Origin of the sequence: Methylomonas sp. MK1, from assembly GCF_000365425.1 — a bacterium.
Classification (GTDB): domain Bacteria; phylum Pseudomonadota; class Gammaproteobacteria; order Methylococcales; family Methylomonadaceae; genus Methylomonas.
This window is the reverse complement of record NZ_AQOV01000001.1, coordinates 3171232-3197298: the sequence shown is the minus strand read 5'-3', so window position 1 is coordinate 3197298 and position 26067 is coordinate 3171232. Positions and strand designations below refer to the sequence as shown.

The window sequence follows — 26067 nt, the reverse complement described above, 5'->3', positions numbered from 1 at the left end:
GCTGCAATTTTGGTCCTAAAAATTAAACCGTGATTCTGAACCAAGCGGCATACAAAGCCGGCAAAAACAGTAAGGTCAATGCAGTCGCGACAGTCAAACCTCCCATAATCGCTACCGCCATCGGCCCGAAAAACGCGCTGTGGGTGAGTGGAATCATGGCCAATATCGCCGCCGCCGCCGTTAATACGATAGGCCGGAACCGGCGCACCGTCGAATCGACTATGGCATCAAAATCCGAACGCCCGGCCAGCTTATCCTGATCGATTTGATCGACCAAAATTACGGAGTTGCGCATGATCATTCCGGAAAGTGCGATGGTGCCCAACATCGCCACAAAGCCGAACGGTTGCTGAAAAATCAACAAAAACAACGTCACGCCGATCAAACCGAGCGGCGCTGTTAATAACACCAAGGCCATCCGCGAAAAACTTTGCAACTGGATCATCAGCACAGTCAATACCGTCAGAAAGAACAAAGGCATACCGGCAGCCACCGAATCGCCGCCCTTAGCCGATTCTTCCACCGCACCGCCGGTCTCCAGGCGGTAACCCGGCGGTAACTGTCGCTTAATATCCGCTAACTGTTCTTCGATTTGTGCCGACACCATCGGCGCCTGCATATTGCCATACAAATTTGCTCGCACAGTGACGGTAGGAATACGATTGCGCCGCCAGATCAAACCTTCCTCAAAACCGTATTCCAATTCGGCGACTTGCGACAAAGGCACACTACGTCCTCCGGGGATCGGTATCATCAAATTTTGCAGACGCGATAAATGCTTACGTTCAATTTCGGCGCCGCGCACCAATAAGTCGATGCGCTCGATGCCTTCGCGAAATTCAGTGACATACAAGCCTTGCAGGGCGCCGTTGATAATATTGGCGATGTCGTTGGAACCGACTCCCAGCAGTCTGGCCTTGGACTGTTCAACATTGACGCGCACAACTTTCACCGGCTCTTCCCAATCCAACTGCACATTGGACGGATAAGGATTGGCGCGCATCACATCCGCCACTTGGCGAGCGATAGTGCGCAGTGTCAGCAAATCCGGCCCGGAGACTCTGAACTGCACCGGAAAACCTACCGGCGGCCCATTCTCCAAACGTAATACGCTGCCGCGCATATCCGGAAAATCCTGTTCGAATAGGTGTATGAGTTTATCGCGCAGCTGTTCGCGTTCCGCTGGGCCATTGGTCAATATGACAAACTGCGCAAAACTGCGTTGCGGTAGTTGCTGATCCAAAGGCAGATAAAAGCGTGGACTGCCGTTGCCGACATAAGCGACATAATTATCGATGCCGCTTTGCTTATCCAGCCAAGCTTCCAGTTTTTTCACATCGGCTTCGGTGGCGGCATACGACACACCCTCAGCTAAGCGTAGATCGACGATTAACTCCGGCCGAGTGGAATCCGGAAAAAACTGTTGCTGGACGAACTTAAAACCGAAGATAGCGGCAAAAAACATCCCTATGGTCAAAAAAATTACCAGCCAACGGTGGATAACGCAGGCGGCTACCAGTTTTCGGAAACGCAGATAAAAGGGGGTTTGATAAAGATCGTGGGCGTGGTTCTTGGACGGTTCGGACTGTGGTTTTTTCCGCAACTTGGCCCAAATCCGCGCCCAGCTCGACTCTTGCTCTTGGCCCTTACTCAAGTCAGGCAACAAGCGATGGCCCAAATACGGTACAAACACTACCGCCGCGAACCAGGATACCAACAAGGCGATGACAACCACTTGAAAAATCGAGCGGGTGTATTCGCCGGTAGAGGACGCAGCCGTGGCAATCGGCAAAAAACCGGCAGCCGTTACCAATGTGCCGCTCAACATAGGCATCGCAGTGGATGTATAGGCAAATGCGGCAGCACGCGTCCGATCCCAGCCCTGTTCCATCTTAGAGGCCATCATTTCCACAGCGATAATGGCATCGTCGACCAACAAGCCCAAGGCCAAGATCAGTGCACCCAGGGAAATTTTATGCAGACCAACGCCAAACAGATACATCAGCCAAAAAGTAACCGCCAACACCACTGGGATCGTGATCGCTACCACGATGCCGGTGCGTAAGCCCAAAGACAGCAAGCTAACGCCTAATACAATGACGACCGCTTCAGTCAGCGATTTGGCAAACTCGTTAACCGAGCGCTGCACTGCTTTTGGCTGCGAAGACACAGTATGCAATTCCAAACCCACCGGCAATTGGGCCTGGGTCGTTATGACGGCCTGGTCCAGATCTCGGCCCAGCTTGATGATATCGCCACCAGCACGCATCGCTACCCCGATCAACAGCGCATCATGACCTTTATAGCGCACCCTATCTTTGGGAGGATCTTCAAAGCCACGACTGACTTTGGCGACATCCCCCAGCCGAAATTCGTTGTTATTGGCGCGAAAACGCACATCGCGCAGCTCTTCCAGTCTATCGTAACGACCGGTTACCGCAATCCGAATGTGCTCGTTTTCGGAGTCGAAACTACCGCTGCCTGTCACCAGATTCTGCGCTTGCAAGGTACGGAGCAAGGTGGCAATGTCGATGCCGATGGTCGCTAATTTGGCATTGGACAACTCGACGTAAATGCGTTGCTTTTGCTCACCGAAAAAATCGACCTTGGCGACATCGTTGACTCTGAGCAGCTCGGCGCGCAAAGTTTCCGAGTGACGCTTCAGTTCCGCGTAGTCGTAACCCTCGCCAGTCAAGGCATACAAGTTTCCGTATACATCCCCAAACTCATCGTTAAACGTCGGACCTTCGACGCCGGCCGGCAGGGTATAAGCAATATCGCCGACTTTTTTGCGAACTTGATAAAAAATGTCCGGGACTTGCGCCGCCGGTGTGGAATCCTTGGCCGACAGAAAAATTAACGATTCGCCCGGCCTGGAATAGCTGCGTAAATTGTCCAGCCAGGGTACTTCCTGAAGCTTTTTCTCCAGCTTATCGGTGACTTGTTGTTCCACTTCCTGGGCACTGGCACCGGGCCAACCGGTGCGAATAACCATCACTTTGAAAGTGAAAGGCGGATCTTCCGATTGGCCCAGCCTGGTATACGAAAGCATCCCCACCAAGGTCAGCATCAACATGGCATATAAAACCAATGCCGGGTGCCGCAAGGCCCACTCGGAGAGATTGAAGCCCGATTTCATAGTCGGCTCCGCAACGGCGTTGCCCGGACTATCTGGCCGGGTACCAAAGTTTGCACACCGGCCACCACTATTTGCTCGCCTTTTTGTATGCCGCTAGCGATCAAGACGCCGTCTTCGCGAAACGCGCCGGCTTGCACCGCTCTCGGCTGAACTTCGCCGCTGGCCGGATTGACCACCCAAACTACGGATTGACCGTCACGCTGAGTAACCGCTGTGGTGGGTAATAAAAAATCCTTGGTTTCCTGATGATAAAAACGGACGCCGGCCGTCATACCCAAACGCACCGAAGCGTCCGCATCCAGCAAAACCACACGTACTTGAAAAGTACGTGTGAGATTATCGGCAGCCGGTGCCACTTCCCGGACTTTACCGTGATATACGGTATTGGGATTGGCCCACAGCCTAATTTCCGCCGGCACATCAACAGCAATGCCCAACATGCGCGACTCGGGCACGGCAATTTCGACTTCCTTATTCTCCGGCACCGCGATGCGAACGATAGGCTCGCCGGCGGCAACCACCTGGCCAGGTTCGGCATGAATTTGCGTAACCACGCCATCCCGCTCCGCCAGTAATTGCGTGTAGCGCGACTGATTGCCGGTTACCGCGGCTTGCGCGCGGGTTTGCTTTACCCTGGCCGCCGCGGCCTTGAATTGCGCTTCATTAATATCCAAAGCCTGGTTGGAAATGAATTTGCTGGCATGCAGTTGGCGTTGTCTGTCCAGTTCGGCCTGGGCTAAGGCCAAATCCGCTTCCGCCGCCCTGACTTCCGCTTGAGCCGCTTGAGTCGATAAACCGGTATCCATACTATCCAGCTTGGCGAGCAACTGACCTTTAGTCACTACCGCCCCCGTATCGACGTTGCGTTCGATGATTTTGCCGTTGATACGAAAACCTTGCGCACTTTCGTAGCGGGAGCGAATTTCACCCACCAATATGATGGGAGCGGCTGCGGTCTGTTCGCCTACTGTCACCACCAAAGCCGGTCTGGGCACCGATGCCGTGGGCGCTGGTTTTTCACAAGCCAACAGCAACAGCGGCAACATCAACAACAAATGTTTCATCTTATCCCCTTTAAATAGACCGAACTGCATCCAGCGTTACTTATGCCATTGCCTTGCGGATCGACTCCAACGGCACCAACGAAATCAATGCTCTAAACAACAAGGCATTATTATTGTTGACGAGGCCGTAACATTCATAATCCAAGGGTGTCGCGTTCAAATCGCCAAAATCGTGCGCGGCGCTATCCGCTGTGGGTTTGATCAAAATATGCACCGCGTCGTTACTTTTAAGCTGCGCCAAACAACGTCTGTCGATAGAAATTTTGTGCGAAGTATAGACCATGGGGTTACGCTCGAAATCGTGCAACCATTTCAAGGCTTTTTCCAACAAAGCGCTGGAGAGCAGCGCGCATGGAAACATCTCCGGGAAAATCACCTTATCCTGCAATTCGTCGAAATACCGGGTTTGGTCGCGTAGCGATGCGCAGAGAAAATTCTTGGCGTTGCTGGTCATCATGAACTTACGCTTCAGAAAAAAACCATTATTCAAAAAACAACGGTCAGGCTGGATTTTTAATTCGCCGACCCTAGACAAATCCGGCTGATCTAAAAACAACGGGTCGGCAGTTTCTTTTTTATAGCCGGTCAGGGCCAGCTTGCCGTCGGCCTTGACGATAATCCGGTTGCTCAAGCTTGGCGACGGTTCGTTTTTAAATATCGACTCTTTAATATCTACTTCTATCGCTTGGTTCGGCTTAATGGCATTGGCAAAGGCAAATTGGTAATTGCTGAAGTTCAAGCCATGTTCGGCTAACAATTTTTCTTCGTCATGTTGGAGGCGATAGTCGGCGATCTTGCCTTCGATCAAGGACTCCAGCTGAAACCCCAAGGTAATCGGGCCATTAAACGGATTGCCGTTGATGTTCTGCCATTTTCGGCTATCGTGGAACAGATTGAAATCGTCAGTGGAATTGCGGGCGATGTCGATATGCAGCTGACTGAAAACATCGGCATTGATTGGATTCATAGAGGCGGCCTCCGCTGGGCTTTGAATATGGCGTTTCAACTCGCCGCATGCTACCACCTATCAACGGGTTCACAAACCGGCAATGGTTGTATCCCAATCAAGCTTGCCGAGCGTCGTCATCCAAAGCTTACAGACGGGAGCTTACCTGCGCCAGGTCTTTAGCATATTGCAGAATAGTGGCAAGGACGGCCATCGGATGGCTCGCTTTATCGTGCCGATCATGTCCAGCAAAACAACTCACCAGCGGACTATCGCTTAACACTTCCCACAGTGACACAACAAGCCCTGGCCGTTGTTGAAAACCTGTTGGCTAATCACCCAACAAGTTGTGGATAAATTACCGGTAAAAAGCACTGTTTTAGTTATCCCCAGACTGTGAACAACTAGAAAGTCCAACTTATAACAGTGTTAATTGTTAGTAACACTTTGAATTAAAATACTTAAATGTGCTTTTCCACAGATTTTTCAGCACTAGTAGTAATAATAATCTTAAGATCTTTATAAAGTTATTACTATTATTGCGACAAGATTCTGGCTATTAAGCCCCCCAAGAAACATCAATCTTCTGCGGACAGTTGTTCGGTTAGGCTTTTAGGTAGCTTCTTTTTGACTTTCACGCCCAATTCTTCTAGTGCGCTGGCCTGGCGCAGCAAATTACCGCCACCGCTACTGAGTTTGTTGACGATACCGTCGTAGGTTTTCTGCACCGTGCTGAGTTGGTTACCCAGTTTTTCAATGTCTTCGACAAAACCTCGGATCTTGTCGTACAGACTGCCGGCCTTATCGGCGATCAAGCGGGCGTTTTCATTTTGTTGCTCGTAGCGCCAGATGTTTTGCACGGTACGCAAGGTTGCCAGCAGCGTCGTTGGGGTAACGACGACGATCTTGTGCTCGAAAGCATCGTTGAATAACTTTTCGTCAGCTTGGAATGCGGCCATGAATGCAGCTTCGATCGGCATGAACAGCAGTACAAAATCCAATGACCTTAGACCTTTTAAACTGGAGTAGTCTTTGTTGCTTAAGCCTTTGATATGGTTTCTGACCGCTTCAGTATGTTGTTTCAAAGCTTCGATGCGCTGCTTGTCGTCTTCAGCGGAACAGTAACGCTCGTAAGCCAATAGCGAGACCTTGGAATCGATGATCACGTCTTTGTTTTCCGGCAGGCGAACGATCACATCCGGCTTGAACAGGCGATTGTCTTCGTCGCGAAATGCGCCTTGGGTGTCGTATTCGATGCCTTTGCGCAAACCGGATTGCTCCAGCACCCTTTCCAGAATCATCTCACCCCAATTGCCTTGGGTTTTATGATCGCCCTTTAACGCACGGGTCAGGTTCAACGCTTCCTGATTCATCTTGGCGGTGTCGCGGCGTAGGGAGACAATTTCCTCACGCAGGGAAATGCGGTCTTTGGTTTCGTTGTCGTAAACGCTTTCGACGCGGCTTTTGAATTCGCCGAGTTGCTGCTTTAATGGCGCGACCAGATTTTCGATGCTGGTTTTGTTATGTTCAGTGAACTGCTTGCCGCGTTCTTCGAATATTTTGTGGGCCAGATTCTCGAATTGGGTTTTTAACTGATTTTCCGCATCTTGCAGTAAACGGATTTTCTCTTCGTTATGTTTGTGCTGTTCCTGCTGGCGCGTGTTCAGTTCGGCATTCTCGGTTTTCAATGCCAGCAACTGTTGTTGCAAACTGTGCAGCTCGGTTTCTTTTTGGGTCAGCAATAACGTGCGCTCCTCGGCCACTGCCAATTTGACGGCCTGTTGTTGGAGCTGCTGCTGTAGTTGTTCCAACTGACTTTGCAACTCGCGATGCCGCTTACCGCTTAGCCAGGCGCAAACGCCATAGCCAAGCAACGCCGCCAGCGGTAGTGCTGCCAGCGTCATCCATATCTCTTCCATCACAACCTCTTGCTTACTAAAACGTGCGGGTTAACGCGGCTTGATGGACAAATCGCCAATGGTAAAGCCAATATCAAACCCCTTGCCTTTGCCCAGCATAACCAAGGAAATTTCGCCGCGGGTCAATACTTGCCTATCCACCGAGTTTTTAAACCCAAAGTGATTGCCCAACGAAACATAATTGCCGAATATTTCGCTGATATATTTGACGTCGGTGAAATAGGCTTCTCCTTCTATGACGGAATAGCCGATCGTAAAGCCGATGCTTTTTGACGACAGCGCCACCTTGGCTTTTTGGCCGTTGCGGCAGCTTATCTCCCCAGTACCATCGTATTGCTTGTAAGCTAGCGAAAACCCCTCCAGCTTGTAGGTCATGCTGCAAGTACCCAATTTCTTCTCGCCGAATTGTTCGTTAAAGTCAATCTCGGCTTGGTTAGGCTGGCTGGTATCGGCGGCTTCCGGTACGGCTGGCGCTGCGGGTTCCGATGGCTTTGGAGACGGTGCGTCGGTTAGCGGATGGGTAACAAAATCGGCATGGCTCAAATTTGGCAACATCGCGAAGCCGAGCGCTAAAAACAAAAGCCCGGTTAATTTGCCATGCCGATACGTGAGTGTTTCTTTAATCGATCCAGCGTTTTCGCTCTGTCTATTCATCTGTTTTGGTCCAAGTCAGTTAAATGCTATCCCGCCTAAGTCATCGGAGCATGGCTAATTGCACTAGTCATTAAAACCGACGCTACGGATCCATTGAAATTCTACCTCTCGGCAACTACTTTCGCGCATATTCATATATTGCATTTATCTTTTGAAGATCACGGAGTACATAGTATGAAAAATGAAATATCCAGATGGCGAATATTGGGTAAGGATTGGAATGCACTGACGTTTTATCAACGCTTCGAAAGCGGCGTCGCGTTTGCCCTGACTTTTTTGGTCATGTTGGTCGTCAGCGTCGCGTTGTTTAGATTATTCGTCGGTGTAATCGGCGGATTGGTATTCGATGCATTGAATCCGTTGGATCACGAAATATTTCAGCAGGTGTTTGGCGAAATCATGACCTTGCTGATTGCGCTGGAGTTTAACCACACCCTGCAATACGTCGTCACCCGCGAGCAAAGTGTCATTCAAACCAAGGTTGTACTCTTAATCGCCCTGCTGGCGTTGGCGCGTAAGTTTATCGTACTGGACATCGGCAAAATCTCCGCCGACGTATTGTTAGCCTTGGCGGCAGTGACATTGGTGTTGGGCATCACCTATTGGTTGATGCGCGAACGTGATGACCGATTGCTTGAGACAAATTCGTCTAAATCGGTTAATCAGATACCCGGATAGTTTCGTAGGTTACTTTGGCGCGATACGACTGTATGGATACAGGAGGTAGGGCAACGCAGGAGCAGCCGTATTGTCAGGGAACGCTATCGCGAACCCTGACCTACCGGGCTTGCCTGCCCTACATTACGCGCGACACTCATTTTTCGCCAATGCTCAAGTAACTGAGTGTTGCCCGATGCCACCTCAATGAGCATTTGAAGCGAAAGCACAGCCCCTGGGACGATCCCCGCTTCATCAATCTCCTTGCCTTCGTAGTCTGGGTTAGTTGGAATCTCAACATTGACGACCCACCACACTTCAACTTTGCGAAGCAGGGCAACGAGAACCGGAAACTGTGATGCGTGATCGGATTCCGTTTGGCCTGTAACCACGTTGAACAGTTGATGGGCTAGTAGGTTCCTGATTTTCTTTAGATTCTCGAAGGTATCCAGATCAGTCTCGTCAAGTGCTTCGTGTTCAAGGAGCCAGTCTAGGGATGCATAGAGCCTACTCTTACTTCGTGAAAGGACCTCGCTTTGGTATTCGGATTCGAAGATTGGGTCAGTTTCAGCAAAACCGGGTATATAGAAATTTCGAATGCGATCAATGATCGAGTCTTTCAGGATCTCAAACGTAGTGATAAACATCGTAGCCAGGAATAGCGATGGCTGAACTACCTCTGGATCGAGGAATCGCTCCCAGTTTTCTGCGGTTGTGCTCATCGGCGGTCTAAGAAAGAATCAAAAAGACTCTGCAAATACCTTACTCGCCGCATCCACCGTAGCCTGCAAATCCTCATCCGCATGCGCGGCCGAAACAAATCCCGCCTCGAACGCCGAAGGCGCCAGATAAAAGCCTTTATCCAACATCCCATGAAAGAAACGTTTAAAGCGGTCGACATCGCAAGCCATCACTTGGGAAAAACGGCTGACAGATTTTTCGTTGCTAAAGAACAAACCAAACATCCCACCGACCTGGTTGGTAGTGAAGGCGATGCCGGCCTGATCAGAGGCGGCTTGAAGGCCTTTCAGCAGTGTTGCGGTCTTAGCGGTCAGGGCCTCGTAGAAGCCTGGCTGATTGATCAGTTCCAGGGTTTTTAAGCCGGCGGCCATCGCCACCGGGCAGCCGGACAAAGTGCCGGCTTGATAGACAGGACCCAGCGGTGCCAGATATTCCATGATTTTGCGGCTGCCACCGAAAGCACCGACCGGCAGGCCACCGCCGATGATTTTACCCAGCGTGGTTAAATCCGGTTTGATGCCGTACAGACCTTGCGCGCCTTGCAAGCTGACACGGAAGCCGGTCATTACTTCATCAAAAATCAGCACGCTGCCGTATTGATCGCAGACGTCGCGCAGGGTTTGCAAGAAGCCCGGTTCCGGCGGGATGCAGTTCATGTTGCCGGCCACCGGTTCGACGATGATGCAGGCGATCTTGTCGCCTAGTTCGGCGAAGGTGCTGCGTACCGCATCGCTGTCGTTGTAAGTCAGCGTGAGGGTGTCGGCGGCGACCGAGGCGGGTACGCCCGGCGAGCTGGGGACGCCGAAGGTCAACGCGCCGGAGCCGGCCTTGACCAGCAAGGAATCGGAATGGCCGTGGTAGCAACCTTCGAATTTAACGATCTTGTCGCGACCGGTGTAACCACGCGCCAGGCGCAAGGCGCTCATGGTCGCTTCGGTGCCGGAGCTAACCATGCGCACCATTTCGATCGACGGCAGCAATTCGCAAACCGTTTGCGCCATCAAAGTTTCGATTTCGGTGGGGGCACCAAAACTTAAACCTTTTTCAGCGCTTAGCTTGACCGCTTCGATCACAGCCGGATGCGCATGCCCCAAAATCATCGGCCCCCAGGAACCGACATAATCGATGTAACGCTTGCCTTCGCTGTCGTAAACATAAGCGCCGGCTGCGCGATCAAAATATACCGGCGTACCGCCGACGCCGCTGAAGGAACGCACCGGCGAATTGACGCCGCCGGGAATGTATTGTTTGGCTTGAGAAAATAATTCGGAAGATTGAGTCATGGAGATGAAAGATAGAGAAATCGTGTAGGTTGGGTTAGCGAAGCGTAACCCAACACGTAGGCCTTAAGACGTGGGGAACGTCCTATCGAGCGGTGACGTTATGGTTTGCCGAACAAATGCGGTCCTTTCGGTTGCGGTTTGTTTTGCAAACAGAAATAAGCCGCAGCGTCGAATTTGATCTGCAAGGTGTGGGTGTCTTCGTGGTCTTCCAGATATTTCTCGGCATCGATTTCCGATAGGTCTTTCATGATGTGTTCGGCGATACAGTCGCAACTTTCTTCAAAACGCTTTTCATCGACGTCTTTGTTATTCGAATTTTTCAGTTCCCGTTCAACGCATTTAGCGGAAAACTCTTTTTCGAACTGACGTTTCTCGGGTTCTGTAGCTTCGCCGGTATCTACTCTGTGTACCGTTTTTTTGGCAGTGCCGGCGCTAGCGCTAGCTTTTGGGGTTTCCGCTTCATCACTGGAGCAGCCGGCAATGGTCAACGCTGAAACAATCAACGTCGCAAAGAGATAAGAAGTTTTTCTAGTTTTCATAAGTGTTGTTAGTTTTATTAGTTAAGTAAATCTTGCAGCAATGGCGCCAAGGTTTGTTGTTGTTGACTTTGGGTTAAGCGGTTTGCGGTAACAATGCTTTTTAGTTGATGCAAAGCCAGATTGAAATCGTCGTTAACGATCAGATAGTCGTACTCCGGATAGTGGCTCATTTCAGTCACCGCATCGCGCATGCGTCGGGCAATCACTTCAGGATTATCCTGACCGCGATTTTGCAAACGCTGGCTCAATACCTCGATGGATGGCGGCAGGATGAAGATCGACAGGCTTTCCGGCAACATTCTTCTTACCTGCTGAGCACCTTGCCAATCGATTTCCAAGATCACATCCAAGCCTTTGGCCAGATTATCTTCCACGGTCTGCTGTGCGGTGCCGTAGAAATTATCGAACACTTGCGCGTGCTCCAAAAAGGCTTGCCGTTCGATCATGGCTTTAAATTCGTCAACAGAGACGAAAAAATAATCGACGCCATCTTGTTCGCCGCTGCGCATTGCCCGGGTAGTGTGCGACACCGAGACGGCCAGATCGTCAGTCTCGGCAATCAGTTGCTTAACCAGACTGGTTTTGCCCGCCCCGGATGGCGCAGAAATAATATAAAGTTTGCCCGAAATCATGTGTAGTAATGAGGGTTATCCATGCGGCCGTCATTCTTTTCTGATAACGTCCACAGAGTCAAGCCCTAAGCGGTCACTGTGGTATCATGCAAGGCCTTTCTAAGCCCCTTCTTGAATGCCGATGAGTGTGATTTGGAACAACTGCCTGGCCAAGCTTGAACATGAAATTCCCAGTACCGATTTCAGCACCTGGATCAGGCCGCTGCAAGCAGTGGAAACCGACAGCCAGTTAAAATTACTTGCTCCCAACCGCTTTATTATCGACCATATCAAACAGCATTTTTTCGCGATCATCGAAGATGCGGTCAACGAGTTTTCCAATGCAACCTTGGCGGTGCAGTTTGAAATAGGTAGTAAAAAATCGCCGGCTATCAAAGCACCAACACTCAGCAAGAGTCCGACCCAAAAGAAGAATCAACCGAATTTTTTAAACAAAGCCTTCACCTTTGAGAGCTTTGTGGAAGGTAAATCCAATCAGTTGGCCAGAGCCGCTTCGATGACGGTTTCGGATAACATCGGCAAGGTCTACAACCCGCTGTTTATCTACGGCAGTTCCGGTTTGGGTAAAACCCATTTGATGCATGCCATAGGCAACGCTGTGTTACTGAAAAAACCCGATGCCAATATCGTCTATCTGCATTCCGAGAAATTCGTGCAGGACATGGTCAAAGCGCTACAACAAAACAGCATCAACCAATTTAAAGAGTACTACCGCAGCATCGATATTTTATTGATGGACGACATCCAATTTCTGGCCGGTAAGGAACGTTCGCAGGAAGAGTTTTTCCACACCTTTAACAATCTGCTGGATAACAAACATCAGGTGGTTTTGACCTGCGATAAATATCCCAAAGAAATAGATGGCTTGGAAGACCGTTTGAAATCGCGCTTCGGTTGGGGTTTACCGGTGGCGATAGAACCGCCGGATCTGGAAACTCGGGCCGCGATCTTGATTAAAAAGGCTATGCAGGTGGGTGTGGATCTGGATCAAGATATCGCCTTCTTTATTGCTAAACGCATACCTTCCAATGTTAGAGATCTGGAAGGTGCGTTACGGCGGGTGGTGGCCAATTCGCAATTTACCGGCCGCGACATTACCTTGGAATTTACCAAGGAAGCGTTGCACGATTTGATCAGCTTGCAAGACAAGTTGATCAGCATCGATAACATTCAGAAGACAGTGGCCGAGTATTTCAAGATCCGAGTGGCCGATTTATCTTCAAAAAACCGCAAGCAGTCCATCACTCGGCCACGACAGGTCGCTATGTGTTTGGCTAGAGAATTGACCTCGCACAGTTATCCGGAAATCGGCGACGCCTTCGGTGGGCGCGATCACACTACGGTCATCAATGCCTGCAAGCGCGTGGCTGAGCTGAAAGACGACGATGTGAAGATGGCTGAGGATTACAAAAACCTGTTGAGAACCTTATCCCATTAATTGCGTGTAAGTTGTGGATAAAGTGTGCCGAAAATACGTCCTTTAGGTTATCCACAAACCCCATACAAGCTAAAGCGGTATCCGGCAACAATGTTTGATACATGCTAAGATTTTGATTTAAATTATATAAAACCGGTTTTCCACAGCTTTTTGTTTACATAGTAGTAACAATATATAAAAGATATTTATATGAAATTTATTATTAGCAGAGATCAAATCTTGCCACCGCTGCAACAAATCGTCAGCGTTATCGAGAAACGGCAGACCATGCCGATTCTGTCCAATGTGTTGTTGCAGGCTAGCGACGAGCAGTTGGTGATGACCGGTACAGATACAGAAATTCAGATTGTTGCTAAGTTAAATATCGAGTCAATAGCGCATTCCGGGGAAATCACGGTTCCTGCTAGAAAGTTTCTGGATATATGCCGATTGTTGCCGAACGGCGCGGAAATTCACTTTGAATTGCAAGATGATAAAGTTAAGGTCGTTTCTGGCCGCAGCCGGTTTTCTTTGAGTACTTTACCGGCAGAACATTACCCGGAGTTCAACGAGTCCGAGTTTGAACATAGCTTTTTGCTGAATGCCGGTAAATTCAAGAAAGCTTTGGATAAAACCGTGTTTTGCATGGCCAATCAGGATGTGCGCTATTACCTGAACGGTTTGTTGTTGAATGTGAGCAATTCCAAACTCAAATTGGTGGCTTCCGACGGCCATCGTTTGTCGATTTATGAAGACGATATCGGCCAAGCGACCGGTTATGAATCCCGCATCATCATGCCCAGAAAAGCGGTGCAGGAGCTTAGTCGCTTGCTGGACGATGCAGACGCAGAATTGAACATCCAGTTTTCCAGCAACAACATCCGAATTTATTACAAGGATGTGGTGTTCTCGTCCAAGCTGATCGATGCCAAATTCCCGGATTTCAGTAAAGTGTTCAATCAAAGCTTTATGAGTCCGTTGCTGATCCAAAAACAAGTCTTGCGAGATGCGTTAACGCGGGTGGCGATTCTGTCCAATGAGAAGTACAAGGGTGTGACTTTCGATATTTCCGGCGATTTGCTGAAACTCAGTACGCATAATCCGGAGCATGACGAAGCCGAGGAAGAACTGATCATCGATTATCAAGGTGAGCCCTTGAGTATCTCGTTTAATTCGCAATATATGCTGGATGCAGTATCCAACTTGGATTCAGAAATGGCGGTACTGACCATAGCCGGCAACGCCAGCAGTTGTTTTATTGAAGAACCCGAACAGCCATTATTTAAATTTATTGTGATGCCAATGCGGATGTAGGTTGTCCTGGGATTATGACCTTGTTAAAGCTGGATGTGCTGTCGGTCAGAAACATCCATTCCGCAAGTATCTCGCCGTCTCCTGCTATTAATTTCATCACCGGCGCCAATGCCAGCGGCAAGAGTTCGCTGTTGGAAGCCATTTTTATTTTGGGTAGATCTCGCTCGTTTAGAACTACCCATACCAAGCAGGCCATTGCTTTCGAGCAGTCGCAATTGACCGTTTCCGCGCAAAATCGACAACAGTCCGGTTCGGTCAGTACGCTGGGGATACAGATTGACAATAAACAATGCCAGATCCGCATCGATCAGGAAGATAGGCAAAAAGCTGATTTGGCGTACGCATTGCCTGTGCAATTGATTCATCCCAAGAGTTATCGCTTGCTGGATTCCGGGCCGCAAATCCGTAGAGAGTTTTTGGATTGGGGGATTTTTAATCAACACAAAAACTTTCTGCCCTGTTGGCGCAAGTTCAATAAAGCTTTACAGCAACGTAATGCCTTGTTGAAGACTCGGCAGATTAAACAGCTCTCGGCTTGGGATAAGGAGCTTGTGGAATATGGGCAGGTGATTAACGATTTTCGTTTGGCCTACTTGGCAAACTTGCAACCGGTGTTTTTAGAAATGGCTAGCCATTTCTTAAATAAGGAGGATGTTGATTTACGATTCTTGCCCGGTTGGGATGATAGGCAAGCCCTAGACGTAATTTTGAAAAACGATCTGGAGCGAGACATACGCTACGGCTTTACGCATAGCGGACCGCACCGAGCGGACTTTCAAACTTATCAAGATAAAAGATTGGCTAAAGACTATCTGTCACGCGGACAACAAAAGCTCTTAGTTTTGGCACTGATGTTGGCACAAGTGACCTTATTGAATCAGGAAAGCCCATATTCCTGCTGCATCTTAATAGACGACCTCGCGTCCGAATTGGATACAGAAAACCGGGCAAAATTGATAAAATACCTTATTGGACTGAGTTGTCAGGTTTTTATCAGCAGTACCGATATAGCTGATTTTGGTGACTTAAGTTCAGTAGAAAACTATAAATGGTTTCACGTGGAACAAGGTGACGTAAAACAACTTTAATGTTTCACGTGGAACAAATAATAAAAATTAACAACTCCCATCACACACGATACAACGGCTTCATGTGCGATATGAAAGCCAGGCATCGTTGCGGTAAAACACAACACAATGGATATACCCATGAGTGAAAATTACGACAGTTCGAATATCACAGTACTTAAAGGATTGGATGCAGTCAGAAAACGTCCCGGCATGTACATCGGCGATACCGATGACGGCTCCGGTTTGCATCACATGGTATTCGAAGTCGTCGATAACTCCATCGACGAAGCATTAGCCGGATACTGCAAAGGCGTCGATGTCGTGATTCACGAAAATGGCTCGATATCCGTGTATGACGATGGTCGCGGCATTCCGGTTGATATACACAAAGAAGAAGGCCGTTCCGCCGCGGAAGTTATCATGACCATCCTGCACGCCGGCGGTAAGTTCGACGATAACGCCTATAAAGTCTCTGGTGGCTTGCACGGCGTAGGTGTCTCGGTGGTAAATGCCTTGTCTGAAGAGCTAACGCTGAAGATTCGTAAGAACGGCAAGCTGCACATGCAAAAATACATCCTCGGCGAGCCAGTAGCGCCCTTAGCGGTGATAGGTGACTGTGAAGGCAGCGGTACCTACATAAACTTCAAGCCCAGCCCTACTATCTTCACCAATATCGAATTTCACTACGACATCCTCGCCAAGCGTTTGCGCGAACTGTCGTTTTTGAATTCCGGCGTAAGAATCTCCCTGCGCGACGAAAGAACCGGCAAAGAAGATGTATTTGAATTCGAAGGCGGCATCAGCGCTTTCGTGCAACATCTGAATAAAAACAAAACCCCGCTGTTTGAAAAAGTTTTCCACTTTATCGCTGAGAAAGAGGGCGTGGTGGTGGAAGTGGCGATGCAATGGAACGACTCCTACCAGGAGAACGTGTTTTGCTACACCAACAATATCCCCCAGCGCGACGGCGGCACGCATTTGGCCGGTTTTAGAGGCGCGTTGACTCGCACCATCAATCAATACATCGAAACCAACGGCTTGGCTAAAAAAGAGAAAGTTGCCACTACCGGTGACGATGCTCGCGAAGGCTTAACCGCCGTGTTATCGGTAAAAGTGCCCGATCCTAAGTTCTCCTCGCAAACCAAAGACAAATTGGTGTCGTCGGAAGTAAAACCCTTGGTCGAATCGACTATGAACGAAAAGTTGCAAGAGTTCCTACTGGAACAGCCGCAAGTCGCCAAAGCCATCGTCAACAAGATCATTGATGCCGCAAGAGCTCGCGAGGCCGCTAGAAAAGCCCGCGAAATGACCCGCCGCAAAACTACGCTGGATATCGCCGGCTTACCCGGCAAACTCGCCGATTGCCAGGAAAAAGATCCAGCCCTATCTGAACTGTTCATAGTGGAAGGGGACTCGGCGGGCGGCTCCGCAAAACAGGGCCGTGATCGCCGCACCCAAGCCATCCTGCCGTTGAAAGGTAAAATCCTTAACGTGGAACGCGCCCGCTTTGACCGTATGATTTCATCGGAAGAAGTCGGCACCCTGATAACCGCGCTGGGCTGCGGTATCGGTAAAGACGAATACAACATCGACAAACTCCGCTACCACCGCATCATCATCATGACCGACGCGGACGTCGACGGTTCGCACATTCGTACTCTGTTACTGACCTTCTTCTATCGGCAATTGCCGGAGCTGGTGGAGCGCGGCCACATCTACATCGCCCAGCCGCCGCTGTATAAAGTCAAAAAAGGCAAACAAGAACATTATGTCAAAGACGACAACGCTTTAAACCAATACCTGATTCAACTGGCTTTGGATAAAGCGCAATTACAAACCGATGCCGATACCCCGGTCATCCAAGGCCAAGGCCTGGAAAAGCTGGCGACAGAATTTGCCGACGTGATGAGCATCATCAATCGCCTGTCCAGACGCTACGACGACCTGTACTTAGAGCAAATGACCTACATGCAGGTGCTAAGCGACGACATCAAAGCTGATCAGCAAAAGCTGCAAGCCTGGTTGGATTTGCTGCAAAAAAATCTGAACGAGGGCGGCCACAAAGCCATATTCAGCACCCAGCTAAAATATCGCGACAGCGACGACTTTGATATAGAAGTTAGTAAGCGCCTGCACGGCATTACCAAAAGCTTTGTCCTGCATGCGCCGTTTTTCGCCGGCAACGATTATCAAAAAATCGCCCGCTTCGTGGAAAAAACCCTCAGCATGTTCGGCGAAACCTCCGTCATGCGCATGGGCGAACGCGAACAACAAGTGGATACCTTCAAACAAGCGTTCGAATGGATGATGAAAGAAGTTAAAAAAGGCCAGCACATCCAGCGCTACAAAGGTTTGGGCGAAATGAACCCGGAACAACTCTGGGAAACCACCCTAGACGCCAACAGCCGCCGCATGCTGCAAGTCACCATCAACGACGTAGTAGCCGCCGACGAAATCTTCACCACTCTAATGGGCGATGTCGTGGAACCGCGTCGGGATTTCATAGTTAAGAACGCGCTGGATGTGGCGAATTTAGATGTTTGACTTGTCGGATGCCACAATTAGTGAAAAGTGTGCCAAATTAGTGAAAAACTAGTGACACAAATATTGAAAAAATCCGAGTGGATTTGGTTCTTAGAACCTAAATGAGAGGCATGTATGCAACTGTGCTGGCGTCATTGACCAGCCAGTTGCGGCCTACTTTGATGTGTTTATAGCGTTGATGGTTCATGATCGTTATCGACCCTTAACTGCATCCATACTTCATTGCTTCGACGGCAGCCATACGGACCAACTAGCCACCGACATCTCCTCGGCTTTTGCTAACATTTGTACTCGTTGACATTTTTGCCTGAGAATTGTCAGTTATCTGACGCTCAAAGGGCCGCAGAAGCCTTCGAAACAAACGAACACTACCGAATGCCTCGAAGTCTGCTATCTAAGATGACCAGCTTGATAAGCTTGAATGTTTTAGTCATTATTTGACCCAACCATAGGAGAAAGGATGCAAATTGAGAAAGTTAGGGTAGAGGGATTTCGACTTCTACAGGATGTCGAAATTATGTTGGAGCCCAATTCCACAGTGATCGTGGGTCGCAATAACAGCGGTAAGACCTCATTCACCGACGTATTCGATCGCTTTATCGGCGAAACGGGGGCGCGTTTTCGATTGGAAGACTTCTCGAGCGCATCGCGCAGCAAATTTTTCGATGCCAAGGCATTAAGAGAAAAGCAAGCGAGTCCTGAGGAAATACTTGCTGCGCTTCCGAAAATCGTCCTAACCTTAACCTTTGCCTATGACAGCGCGGCCTCGAGCCTGGGACCGCTAGCTCCGTTTGTCATCGACTTGGATGTTGCATCCACCAAAGCCATTGTGCGCATCGAGTACGGACCGACCTTGGCAACACTCCATACCCTGCTTGATGTCCCGCCTGCCGTTGAGGGAATCGATCCAAATACACATTTCCTGCGCTCGCTACGTGAAACACTAACTGAAGCGTACAGCATTCACGTTTGCGCCATTGATCCAACGGACAGTACTAACCGACGCAATTTTGAGGGGGCCGCTACACTAGCAGCCTTGGTTCGATGCAACTTTGTTCGCGCACAGCGGACTCTCGATCATGCAAGGCACGGCGACGCGGATGTTATTGGAAAATTGCTCGGCACTCTCTTCAAAACAGCTAAAACTCCAACGGCAGCAGTAGCCGATCAAGACCTAGCCGCCAAGCTGAAGTCATCAGTCGAAAACATTGAACGAGATGTTCAAAAGGATTTTGATGAGATGCTGAAAAAGCTGCTTCCGACCATGGAAGTGTTGGGTTTTCCAAGCCTTAACGACACCGAGCTTCGGCCAGAAACCTCATTAAATGTAGAGGCGCTACTTTCAGACCACACTAAAGTGTTCTACACGAGTACAGATGGGGTGCATCTACCAGAGGGCTATAACGGCTTAGGTACCCGTAACTTGATCTACATGCTTTTGCAGCTTGAGAGCTTCCACAAGACATACCGTGCAAAAGCAACCCGCCCTGTCACACACCTTATCTTTATCGAAGAGCCGGAGGCCCACCTGCATCCTCAAATGCAGGAAGTTTTTATTAACCAATTGAACACGGCTATTGACAAGTTGTCTGCTAATTACCCCGATGAGCCTGCGTGGAAAGTGCAATTTGTCATTACGACGCATTCGCCGCATGTTGCGAACGCTGCATCGTTTGAGGCGGTACGGTATTTCCTGAATGAGTCGCAGGACAAGACGAGCATGCGGCAGACCAAGGTCAAGGATTTCAAGAAGGGGATGGCCAGCATATTATCCGACGATCAAGACTTCTTGCACCAGTACATGACCTTGACCAAGTGTGACCTCTACTTTGCCGACAAAGCGATCATGGTAGAGGGAACCACGGAACGACTGCTGATGCCGCGTCTGTGCGAACTTGTAGATAAGTCACTCGATGAAAAAAATAAGCTGGCAAGACAGTATGTTACCTGTGTTGAGGTTGGAGGAGCACACGCACACATCTTCTATCCACTGCTCGACTTTCTTGAACTCAAGACCTTGGTCGTAACAGACTTGGATTCCACGAAAGAAGTGAAAAAGTTAAATAAGAAAGGAAAGATGATTACCACTTGGGAAAAATGCCCGGTCGCTGAAGGCCTGCGGACATCGAGTGCTGCCATCAAAAAATGGTTCCGACCAGAAGACAATGATGACTGGCAAATCACGCCTGTCGAGCTTGTAGCCAAAACTCCTGAAGAGAAGCAAAGCGGCTACCGTCGTATTGCCTATCAGATTCCAGAAACATCCGGGACAGACGCGTGCGCGCGCAGTTATGAAGATGCGCTAGTCCTCGCAAACCCTGGTCGATTTGAATGGCCAAAGGAGCAGGATGAGGCCACTGAGGCCTGGGAGATCGCGAAGGGACTTGCAAAAGCAGATACGGCTTTGCGATTCGCGATTCGCGAAAAGGAATGGACTGTCCCCCGCTATATCAGGGAAGGCCTTGAATGGCTTTCCAAACCTCCGGCAGCGCCGCTTTTAGAAAATCTGGAAGCACCAACCAATGAGGAGGCGGTATGAATGGACTAGCCGACAATCCAGCGCTTGTTGCCGCAAAGGAGGCTCAGAGGCGGATTAATGAGGCCCTTGATGCAGGCCAAAGCTTTCGACTTGAAGCCGGTGCAGGTGCGGGGAAAACGTATTCTTTGGTTGCCGCGCTAAAGCGATTGATCGCAGAGCGTGGCCCCGCCTTGGTTCAAGCAGGGCAAAAGGTTGCCTGCATCACCTACACAGAGGTTGCCAGAAACGAGATTGCACAGGAAATTGAGGACCATCCCGCCATTTTTGTTGATACCATTCATGGTTTCTCTTGGGCATTTCTACGTCAGTTTCAAAAGGCACTACGTGACCTCGTGGCAGAAATGGATGATCGAAAGGAGAAAGTCGAGCAAGGCGGAGGCGTCGGTAAAAAGATTGTGGATTACGACTTAGGCTTCTTCGGCATCGATACAGACAGAATCACGCTAAGTCACGATGATATTCCAGAGATTATGTCCAAGTTTCTGAATCAGGAAAAGTTTCGACGAATCTTGAGCCAGCAGTTTCCTGTGATCTTTATCGACGAGTATCAGGATACCCATCGTCAATTCATGGAGGCGATAACAGAGAATTTCTTGAGACCAGCTACTGGCCCACTGGTTGGCCTTTTTGGGGACCACTGGCAAACCATCTATCGAAGTGAATTCGAACTTGCAGAATACCCCATCAAGGAAATCGCAAAAGGCTCAAACTTTCGGTCAGTGCCTGCCGTAGTAGATGTTCTGAACAAACTACGCCCAGAACTATATCAGGCCGTTCATGACCCCGATGCAAAGGGTGAAGCCAGGTTTTTTCACACCAACGCCTACAAAGGGGGACGAACCAATGACACACACTCAAAGGAGGACCTGTTACCTGACTTGGCGCGAAGTACTCGGGAATCTTTGATGCAGCGGCTGCAAACCGAAGGGTGGGATATGAACAAGACAAAGGTGCTCATGCTGACCCACAATGTTTTAGCTGAGGAACTTGGTTACCCAACTATTGCAGAGGTATTTAGCAAACATAAGGATCTCTTTACAAAGAAAGAGGACCCGGCGATCAAGTTCTTTGCGGAAATCGTTGAACCCATGTGTGCTGCTTATGCTTCTTCTCGCTACGGAGATATGTTCAGGGCGTTTGGATCCGGCCCAGCGATTACCCAACATGAGGACAAAGCCAATTGGCGTCGCGATATGGATGCCCTACAGAAGCTGCGTACAGAAGGCACGATTGGACAAGTCATCGATCACTTGAAAACAACCAAGCGTCCGTCGCCACCGGATCGTTTGATGCGACGCGACGAAGAGCTTAAAGCATTGGATGGCGGCCCCATACCAGATGAAGCGTCTGCACTTAAACGATATAGCAAGCTACGGGACATTCCCTATAGAGAGGTGATCGAGGTGGTTAAGTTCATAGAGAAGCAGACCTCCTTTGCCACGCAGCATAGCGTTAAAGGCGCTGAGTTCGAGAACGTTCTCGTCGTACTTGGAGGTGGCTGGAATCATTACAACTGGCCACAGCTACTAGAGCTAACAAAGACAAAGGCTTTGAATAGCAAGAACACGAAGGGGTATTATCGGGCTCGCAACCTATTTTACGTATCTATATCCCGACCTATGACACGCCTTGCTGTACTTGCCACGCAGACTTTACCTAGCCCTGCCCTTGAAGCAGTAAATCACCTATTTGGAAGCGATAACGTCGAGGAGCTTCTTATCGCGACGTAAGACCTACTTCGAATATCAACTTCGGTTTTAGCTGGGAAGTTCGAGTTTATCTGGTAAGGAAATACTCATCAAGTAGCTGACCTGAAGGTAACCGGCGCATTGTCGCCTGATTTTGGCCGTAGGTTGTAAACGGCTTCCAATATTTGCCATTAATGAGCGCCGAGATTTCCAGCAAAAAAATAGCGTGTGCAATAATATCAACAACATAGTTGTTAACTGGCGGAAAATTTAAACGCTCCTTTGCTGTGATTTGGCAGAACTTAGACGCCGTTTTCCACACCCGCCCCCTATACCTACCGCTAATCCACATTTTATGCCGGTCACTGCCGGAAATTAGCACTCATGATCCAGCTTTGCGTCTAACGCAATGCGAATTAATTGGGCTAAACTTTCCGCGTCAATCTTTTCAGTCCTGTAGTCAATACGGCGTTCTGTCGGATACTGGGGATGCAACCAGCATTTTCAACGGTTACCAATTTTTCTAGGAATTAGGAAAGCCAAGAAATATAAACGTTTGGCCAGCCGGACGGCAGTTCTGGCGACCACCGGCGATCCTTTAAGCCTCACCAAACTCACCGAAACCGCCACCCTGAACGGTAGAACTTCGACCAGTGTTTACGACGTTGCCACTAAAACGGTGACAGCCACCAGCCCGGCCAACCGCAAAGCCACCGCGCTGACCGACGCCCTGGGCCGGGTCATCCAGTCGCAAGTCACCGGCATCCTGGCCAGCAACGCCAGTTACGATGCCCAGGGCCGCTTGGCCAGTGTCAGTCAGGGTAGCGGTGTCGATCAACGCACGCTCAGCTATAGCTACAACCCGCAAGGCTATCTGGCCAGCGTACTCGATCCGATTGGTCGGCAAGTGCAATTTGCCTACGATCAGGCCGGTCGCGTCACCACCCAGACCTTGCCCGATGGCCGGCAGGTTCTGTATGGCTATGATGCCAACGGCAATCTCACCTCGCTGACACCGCCAGGCCAGCCGGCCCATGTGTTTAACTACACGGCGGTCGATCAAACGGCGGATTATCAACCGCCCTTGGTCAGTGGCGGCGGAAACACCGTCTACAGCTACGATAAAGACAAAGCGCTCACTTCGGTGACCCGTCCGGACGGTTTGAGTCTGGAACTCAACCGCGACAGCGCCGGCCGAGTGTCATCGTTGGCCTTGCAACCGGCCAATCAAACTCTGGCCAGTTACGCTTACGACAATGTCACCGGCAAACTGACTACTATCGATGCGCCGGATGCTTCATTGAGCTATGGCTATAACGGTGCGTTGTTGACCCAAATTGGCTGGCGAGGCAGCGTGAACGGTAGCGTCGGCTACGCCTTCGACAACAGTTTTCGCGTCACCTCGGTCAGCCTCAACGGCGCCAATCCGATTGCCTATGTCTACGACAACGACGATCTGCTAACCAAGGCCGGCAACCTGACCTTGAGCCGCAATGCCCAAAACGGTTTACTGACCGGCACCGCTCTTGGCAGCCTGACCGAAGCCTACAGCTACAGCGGTTTCGGCGAATTGTCCGCTTACGAAGCCAAATACGCCACCTTCTCGCATTTGAAACTGGCCTATAGCCGCGACAAACTGGGCCGCATCACGCAGAAGCAGGAAACCAAAAACGGCGTACTCAACACCTACGACTACGGCTACGATACGGCTGGCCGCTTAGTGGAAGTGAAGAAAAACAACACCGTCCAGGCCAGCTACAGCTACGATGACAACGGCAACCGCTTGAGTCGCACCAGCGGCGCGGTCACTCAAACCGGCACCTACGATGCGCAAGACCGCTTGCTGACTTACAACGGTGCCAGTTACAGCTATACCGACAACGGCGAGCTGAAAACCAAAACCGCCGGCGCGGCGGTCACCCAATACGATTACGACGTGTTGGGCAACCTGAAAAAAGTGATGTTGCCGAGCGGCGGCCAAATCGACTACCTCACCGACGGCCAGAATCGCCGCATCGGCAAGAAAGTCAACGGCAACTTGACCCAAGCCTTCCTTTGGCAAGGCCAGTTACAGCCGATTGCCGAGCTGGATGGCAGCGGCAACGTCGTCAGCCGCTTTGTCTATGCCACCGGCGTCAACGTGCCGGATTACATGATCAAGGGCGGCGTTACCTATAGGCTGATCAAGGATCATCTGGGTAGTCCAAGGGTGGTGGTGGATATTGCCAGCAATACCGTAGCCCAGGAAATGGAGTTTGACGAGTTTGGCCGGGTGATTAAGGACACCAATCCAGGGTTCCAGCCGTTTGGGTTTGCGGGGGGATTGTATGATAGGGATACCGGGTTGGTGAGGTTTGGGGCGCGGGATTATGATGCGGTGATTGGGCGGTGGGTTAGTAAGGATCCTATTGGGTTTGGGGGTGGGGATACTCTCGTATATAGCTATATATCTTCAAGTCCGATTACAGAAACTGATCCAAGGGGGCTTGCAGTTGAAATGTGTCAAGATGGTGCTCATTGGTTTGTCAGGACTCAAAAAGGGTCGGTAGGAATGGGTTCAGATGATGGAGAGCCAACTTGGTTAGGAATAGGGAGCTCTGTCGGCTGGATGAATCATGGTCCACGAAAAGGTAACTGCACAGTAATCCCAGATGTAGATGAACAATGTGTGAACTCAAAAACACAAGGACATATTGGGTATTACGCTATTAGCCATTATGGTTTGGTGTGCCAAGGGGCTGTTAGGAATGTAATTGGGCAATGCATGATTAGAAAACATCAAGTATTACCCAACCCATTAAGGTATCGAGGTGTTTGGGGTTGGATACTTAATTTTATCGACTCAACGTTTGCTTCTCACGGTGCATATTAGTAAGCGCCCTTTAAACCACTATTGATTTTCAGGCCCAAGTGGTAGCAAGCAAGTAGCCTGCAAGTGGCAAGTAGCAAGTAGCCTGGATGAAGCGCAGCGTAATCCGGGATTGGGAGTACGACGAGTTATGTGCGAGTTACGTAATCCGGGTTTGGATTACGGCGAGGTATCGTGAGCGGGACGGGGTATGCACCCCGTCTCAAACGTTTCAATCCAACGCAAAGGTAAGGCAAAACGTTACGAGCGGATTAAATAATCCGCCCGGCGAAGAAGTGAGCGGGACGGGGTATGCACCCCGTCTCAAACGTTTCAATCCAATGCAAAGGCAAGGCAAAACGTTACGAGCGGATTAAATAATCCGCCCGGCGAAGAATTTGATCTAACCTAATCGGACTCAAGCCCATAGGAACCGGCATGCCATCTCGACGCGTCTCGGCCCAGCTAAATGAAGGCACTTATTTCGTTACATTAACGGTCGAACGCTGGTATTACCTATTCGATCGCTTTAACCGCTGGCAAATATTGGCTGATTCGCTGCGTTATTGTCAGGAGCACAAAGCCTTAAAGCTCAATGGTTATGTGTTCATGCTTAATCACATTCACCTGATTGTTAGCTCGCCAGATGTCGCCGGATTTTTGAGAGACTTCAAACGCCATACCTCCAAGCAACTCAAGGCAAACATCGAAAACCACGAGCCAAAGGTGTTGGCTTTATTTGTTGGTGATGACGGCAAATACCGATTCTGGCGCGATACCAATGCACCCAAGAAAATCGAAAATCCGGTTTTCTATCTGCAAAAACTCAATTACCTGCAGGAAAACCCGGTGCGTAAAGGCTATGTCGATAAACCGGAGCATTGGCGTTGGTCGTCGGCAAACCCCGCATCTGCATTGGCTGTGCATTTTTTATGATTTGCAATAAAGAACAATGGCAATGGATTTGAGCGCATTGATCTGGTCGGTTGCCGGGCGATATGAGTTTTTCAAACCTTTCAATACCAACAGAATCTGTGTTCTGACAGGTTCCGAAACTTGGTAAACCGATTCCC

The 26067-nt window shown here is 49.8% G+C and carries 18 protein-coding genes; 9 read left to right on the top strand and 9 right to left on the bottom strand.

The features are described from left to right. Positions 1–22: 22 nt before the first annotated feature. From G006_RS0115135 to G006_RS27155, 5 genes are all read right to left on the bottom strand, one after another. Positions 23–3139: an efflux RND transporter permease subunit gene (locus tag G006_RS0115135; RefSeq protein ID WP_020484054.1), complete on the bottom strand. Its 3117-nt coding sequence runs from the start codon at positions 3137–3139 to the stop codon at positions 23–25. Then, entirely contained in the window at positions 3136–4203 is a 1068-nt protein-coding gene (locus G006_RS0115130; protein ID WP_026147080.1) for an efflux RND transporter periplasmic adaptor subunit, read from the bottom strand. Before G006_RS0115130 ends, G006_RS0115135 begins: the two co-directional genes overlap by 4 nt. 40 nt (positions 4204–4243) lie before the next feature. Continuing rightward, positions 4244–5170, bottom strand: coding sequence for a hypothetical protein (locus tag G006_RS0115125; RefSeq protein ID WP_020484052.1), 927 nt, complete (start codon positions 5168–5170; stop codon positions 4244–4246). 557 nt (positions 5171–5727) lie between these two features. After that, positions 5728–7068, bottom strand: a complete 1341-nt coding sequence (locus tag G006_RS0115120) for a DNA recombination protein RmuC (protein WP_152428873.1) — start codon at positions 7066–7068, stop codon at positions 5728–5730. A gap of 30 nt (positions 7069–7098) precedes the next feature. Next, entirely contained in the window at positions 7099–7722 is a 624-nt protein-coding gene (locus G006_RS27155; protein ID WP_020484050.1) for a hypothetical protein, read from the bottom strand. A 174-nt stretch (positions 7723–7896) separates the two neighbouring features. Here G006_RS27155 and G006_RS0115110 point away from each other — a divergent pair, with 174 nt between their 5' ends. Then, positions 7897–8400, top strand: a complete 504-nt coding sequence (locus tag G006_RS0115110) for a phosphate-starvation-inducible PsiE family protein (protein ID WP_020484049.1) — start codon at positions 7897–7899, stop codon at positions 8398–8400. 83 nt (positions 8401–8483) lie between these two features. Here the strand turns inward: G006_RS0115110 and G006_RS25635 are convergent, their stop codons facing one another. From G006_RS25635 to gmk, 4 genes are all read right to left on the bottom strand, one after another. Continuing rightward, positions 8484–9101, bottom strand: a complete 618-nt coding sequence (locus G006_RS25635; protein ID WP_020484048.1) for a hypothetical protein — start codon at positions 9099–9101, stop codon at positions 8484–8486. A gap of 18 nt (positions 9102–9119) precedes the next feature. Then, positions 9120–10403 (bottom strand): glutamate-1-semialdehyde 2,1-aminomutase, encoded by a 1284-nt coding sequence (gene hemL / locus G006_RS0115100; protein ID WP_020484047.1) that lies wholly within the window; start codon positions 10401–10403, stop codon positions 9120–9122. 98 nt (positions 10404–10501) lie between these two features. After that, positions 10502–10942 carry a hypothetical protein gene (locus G006_RS0115095; protein ID WP_020484046.1) on the bottom strand — a complete coding sequence of 147 codons (441 nt, stop codon included), beginning with the start codon at positions 10940–10942 and terminating at the stop codon, positions 10502–10504. Positions 10943–10959: 17 nt separating this feature from the next. Beyond that, positions 10960–11574 (bottom strand): guanylate kinase, encoded by a 615-nt coding sequence (gmk, locus tag G006_RS0115090; protein WP_020484045.1) that lies wholly within the window; start codon positions 11572–11574, stop codon positions 10960–10962. 121 nt (positions 11575–11695) lie between these two features. Here gmk and dnaA point away from each other — a divergent pair, with 121 nt between their 5' ends. The 8 genes from dnaA to G006_RS0115045 all read left to right on the top strand — a co-directional run bounded on the left by dnaA (position 11696) and on the right by G006_RS0115045 (position 25930). Continuing rightward, positions 11696–13012, top strand: a complete 1317-nt coding sequence (dnaA, locus tag G006_RS0115085; protein ID WP_026147079.1) for a chromosomal replication initiator protein DnaA — start codon at positions 11696–11698, stop codon at positions 13010–13012. 189 nt (positions 13013–13201) lie between these two features. Continuing rightward, a complete protein-coding gene (gene dnaN / locus G006_RS0115080) occupies positions 13202–14305 on the top strand; it encodes a DNA polymerase III subunit beta (RefSeq protein WP_020484043.1) in 1104 nt (367 codons plus the stop codon). Positions 14306–14319: 14 nt separating this feature from the next. Then, entirely contained in the window at positions 14320–15393 is a 1074-nt protein-coding gene (recF, locus tag G006_RS0115075) for a DNA replication/repair protein RecF (RefSeq protein ID WP_020484042.1), read from the top strand. 120 nt (positions 15394–15513) lie between these two features. Beyond that, positions 15514–17919 (top strand): DNA topoisomerase (ATP-hydrolyzing) subunit B, encoded by a 2406-nt coding sequence (gene gyrB / locus G006_RS0115070; protein WP_020484041.1) that lies wholly within the window; start codon positions 15514–15516, stop codon positions 17917–17919. Between the two features lie 460 nt (positions 17920–18379). After that, a complete protein-coding gene (locus G006_RS0115065) occupies positions 18380–20458 on the top strand; it encodes an ATP-dependent nuclease (protein WP_020484040.1) in 2079 nt (692 codons plus the stop codon). Further along, a complete protein-coding gene (locus G006_RS0115060) occupies positions 20455–22188 on the top strand; it encodes a UvrD-helicase domain-containing protein (RefSeq protein ID WP_020484039.1) in 1734 nt (577 codons plus the stop codon). Before G006_RS0115065 ends, G006_RS0115060 begins: the two co-directional genes overlap by 4 nt. Positions 22189–22702: 514 nt before the next feature. Continuing rightward, a complete protein-coding gene (locus G006_RS0115050; protein ID WP_020484037.1) occupies positions 22703–25018 on the top strand; it encodes an RHS repeat domain-containing protein in 2316 nt (771 codons plus the stop codon). 414 nt (positions 25019–25432) lie between these two features. Next, entirely contained in the window at positions 25433–25930 is a 498-nt protein-coding gene (locus G006_RS0115045) for an REP-associated tyrosine transposase (protein WP_020484036.1), read from the top strand. The last annotated feature ends 137 nt before the right edge of the window (positions 25931–26067 follow it).

Excerpts from the sequence above, each read along its gene's own strand:
- G006_RS0115135 (WP_020484054.1), bottom strand. The coding sequence starts at position 3,139 with ATGAAATCGGGCTTCAATCTCTCCGAGTGGGCCTTGCGGCACCCGGCA.
- G006_RS0115130 (WP_026147080.1), bottom strand. The coding sequence starts at position 4,203 with ATGAAACATTTGTTGTTGATGTTGCCGCTGTTGCTGTTGGCTTGTGAA.
- G006_RS0115125 (WP_020484052.1), bottom strand. The coding sequence starts at position 5,170 with ATGAATCCAATCAATGCCGATGTTTTCAGTCAGCTGCATATCGACATC.
- G006_RS0115120 (WP_152428873.1), bottom strand. The coding sequence starts at position 7,068 with ATGGAAGAGATATGGATGACGCTGGCAGCACTACCGCTGGCGGCGTTG.
- G006_RS27155 (WP_020484050.1), bottom strand. The coding sequence starts at position 7,722 with ATGAATAGACAGAGCGAAAACGCTGGATCGATTAAAGAAACACTCACG.
- G006_RS0115110 (WP_020484049.1), top strand. The coding sequence starts at position 7,897 with ATGAAAAATGAAATATCCAGATGGCGAATATTGGGTAAGGATTGGAAT.
- G006_RS25635 (WP_020484048.1), bottom strand. The coding sequence starts at position 9,101 with ATGAGCACAACCGCAGAAAACTGGGAGCGATTCCTCGATCCAGAGGTA.
- hemL (WP_020484047.1), bottom strand. The coding sequence starts at position 10,403 with ATGACTCAATCTTCCGAATTATTTTCTCAAGCCAAACAATACATTCCC.
- G006_RS0115095 (WP_020484046.1), bottom strand. The coding sequence starts at position 10,942 with ATGAAAACTAGAAAAACTTCTTATCTCTTTGCGACGTTGATTGTTTCA.
- gmk (WP_020484045.1), bottom strand. The coding sequence starts at position 11,574 with ATGATTTCGGGCAAACTTTATATTATTTCTGCGCCATCCGGGGCGGGC.
- dnaA (WP_026147079.1), top strand. The coding sequence starts at position 11,696 with ATGAGTGTGATTTGGAACAACTGCCTGGCCAAGCTTGAACATGAAATT.
- dnaN (WP_020484043.1), top strand. The coding sequence starts at position 13,202 with ATGAAATTTATTATTAGCAGAGATCAAATCTTGCCACCGCTGCAACAA.
- recF (WP_020484042.1), top strand. The coding sequence starts at position 14,320 with ATGACCTTGTTAAAGCTGGATGTGCTGTCGGTCAGAAACATCCATTCC.
- gyrB (WP_020484041.1), top strand. The coding sequence starts at position 15,514 with ATGAGTGAAAATTACGACAGTTCGAATATCACAGTACTTAAAGGATTG.
- G006_RS0115065 (WP_020484040.1), top strand. The coding sequence starts at position 18,380 with ATGCAAATTGAGAAAGTTAGGGTAGAGGGATTTCGACTTCTACAGGAT.
- G006_RS0115060 (WP_020484039.1), top strand. The coding sequence starts at position 20,455 with ATGAATGGACTAGCCGACAATCCAGCGCTTGTTGCCGCAAAGGAGGCT.
- G006_RS0115045 (WP_020484036.1), top strand. The coding sequence starts at position 25,433 with ATGCCATCTCGACGCGTCTCGGCCCAGCTAAATGAAGGCACTTATTTC.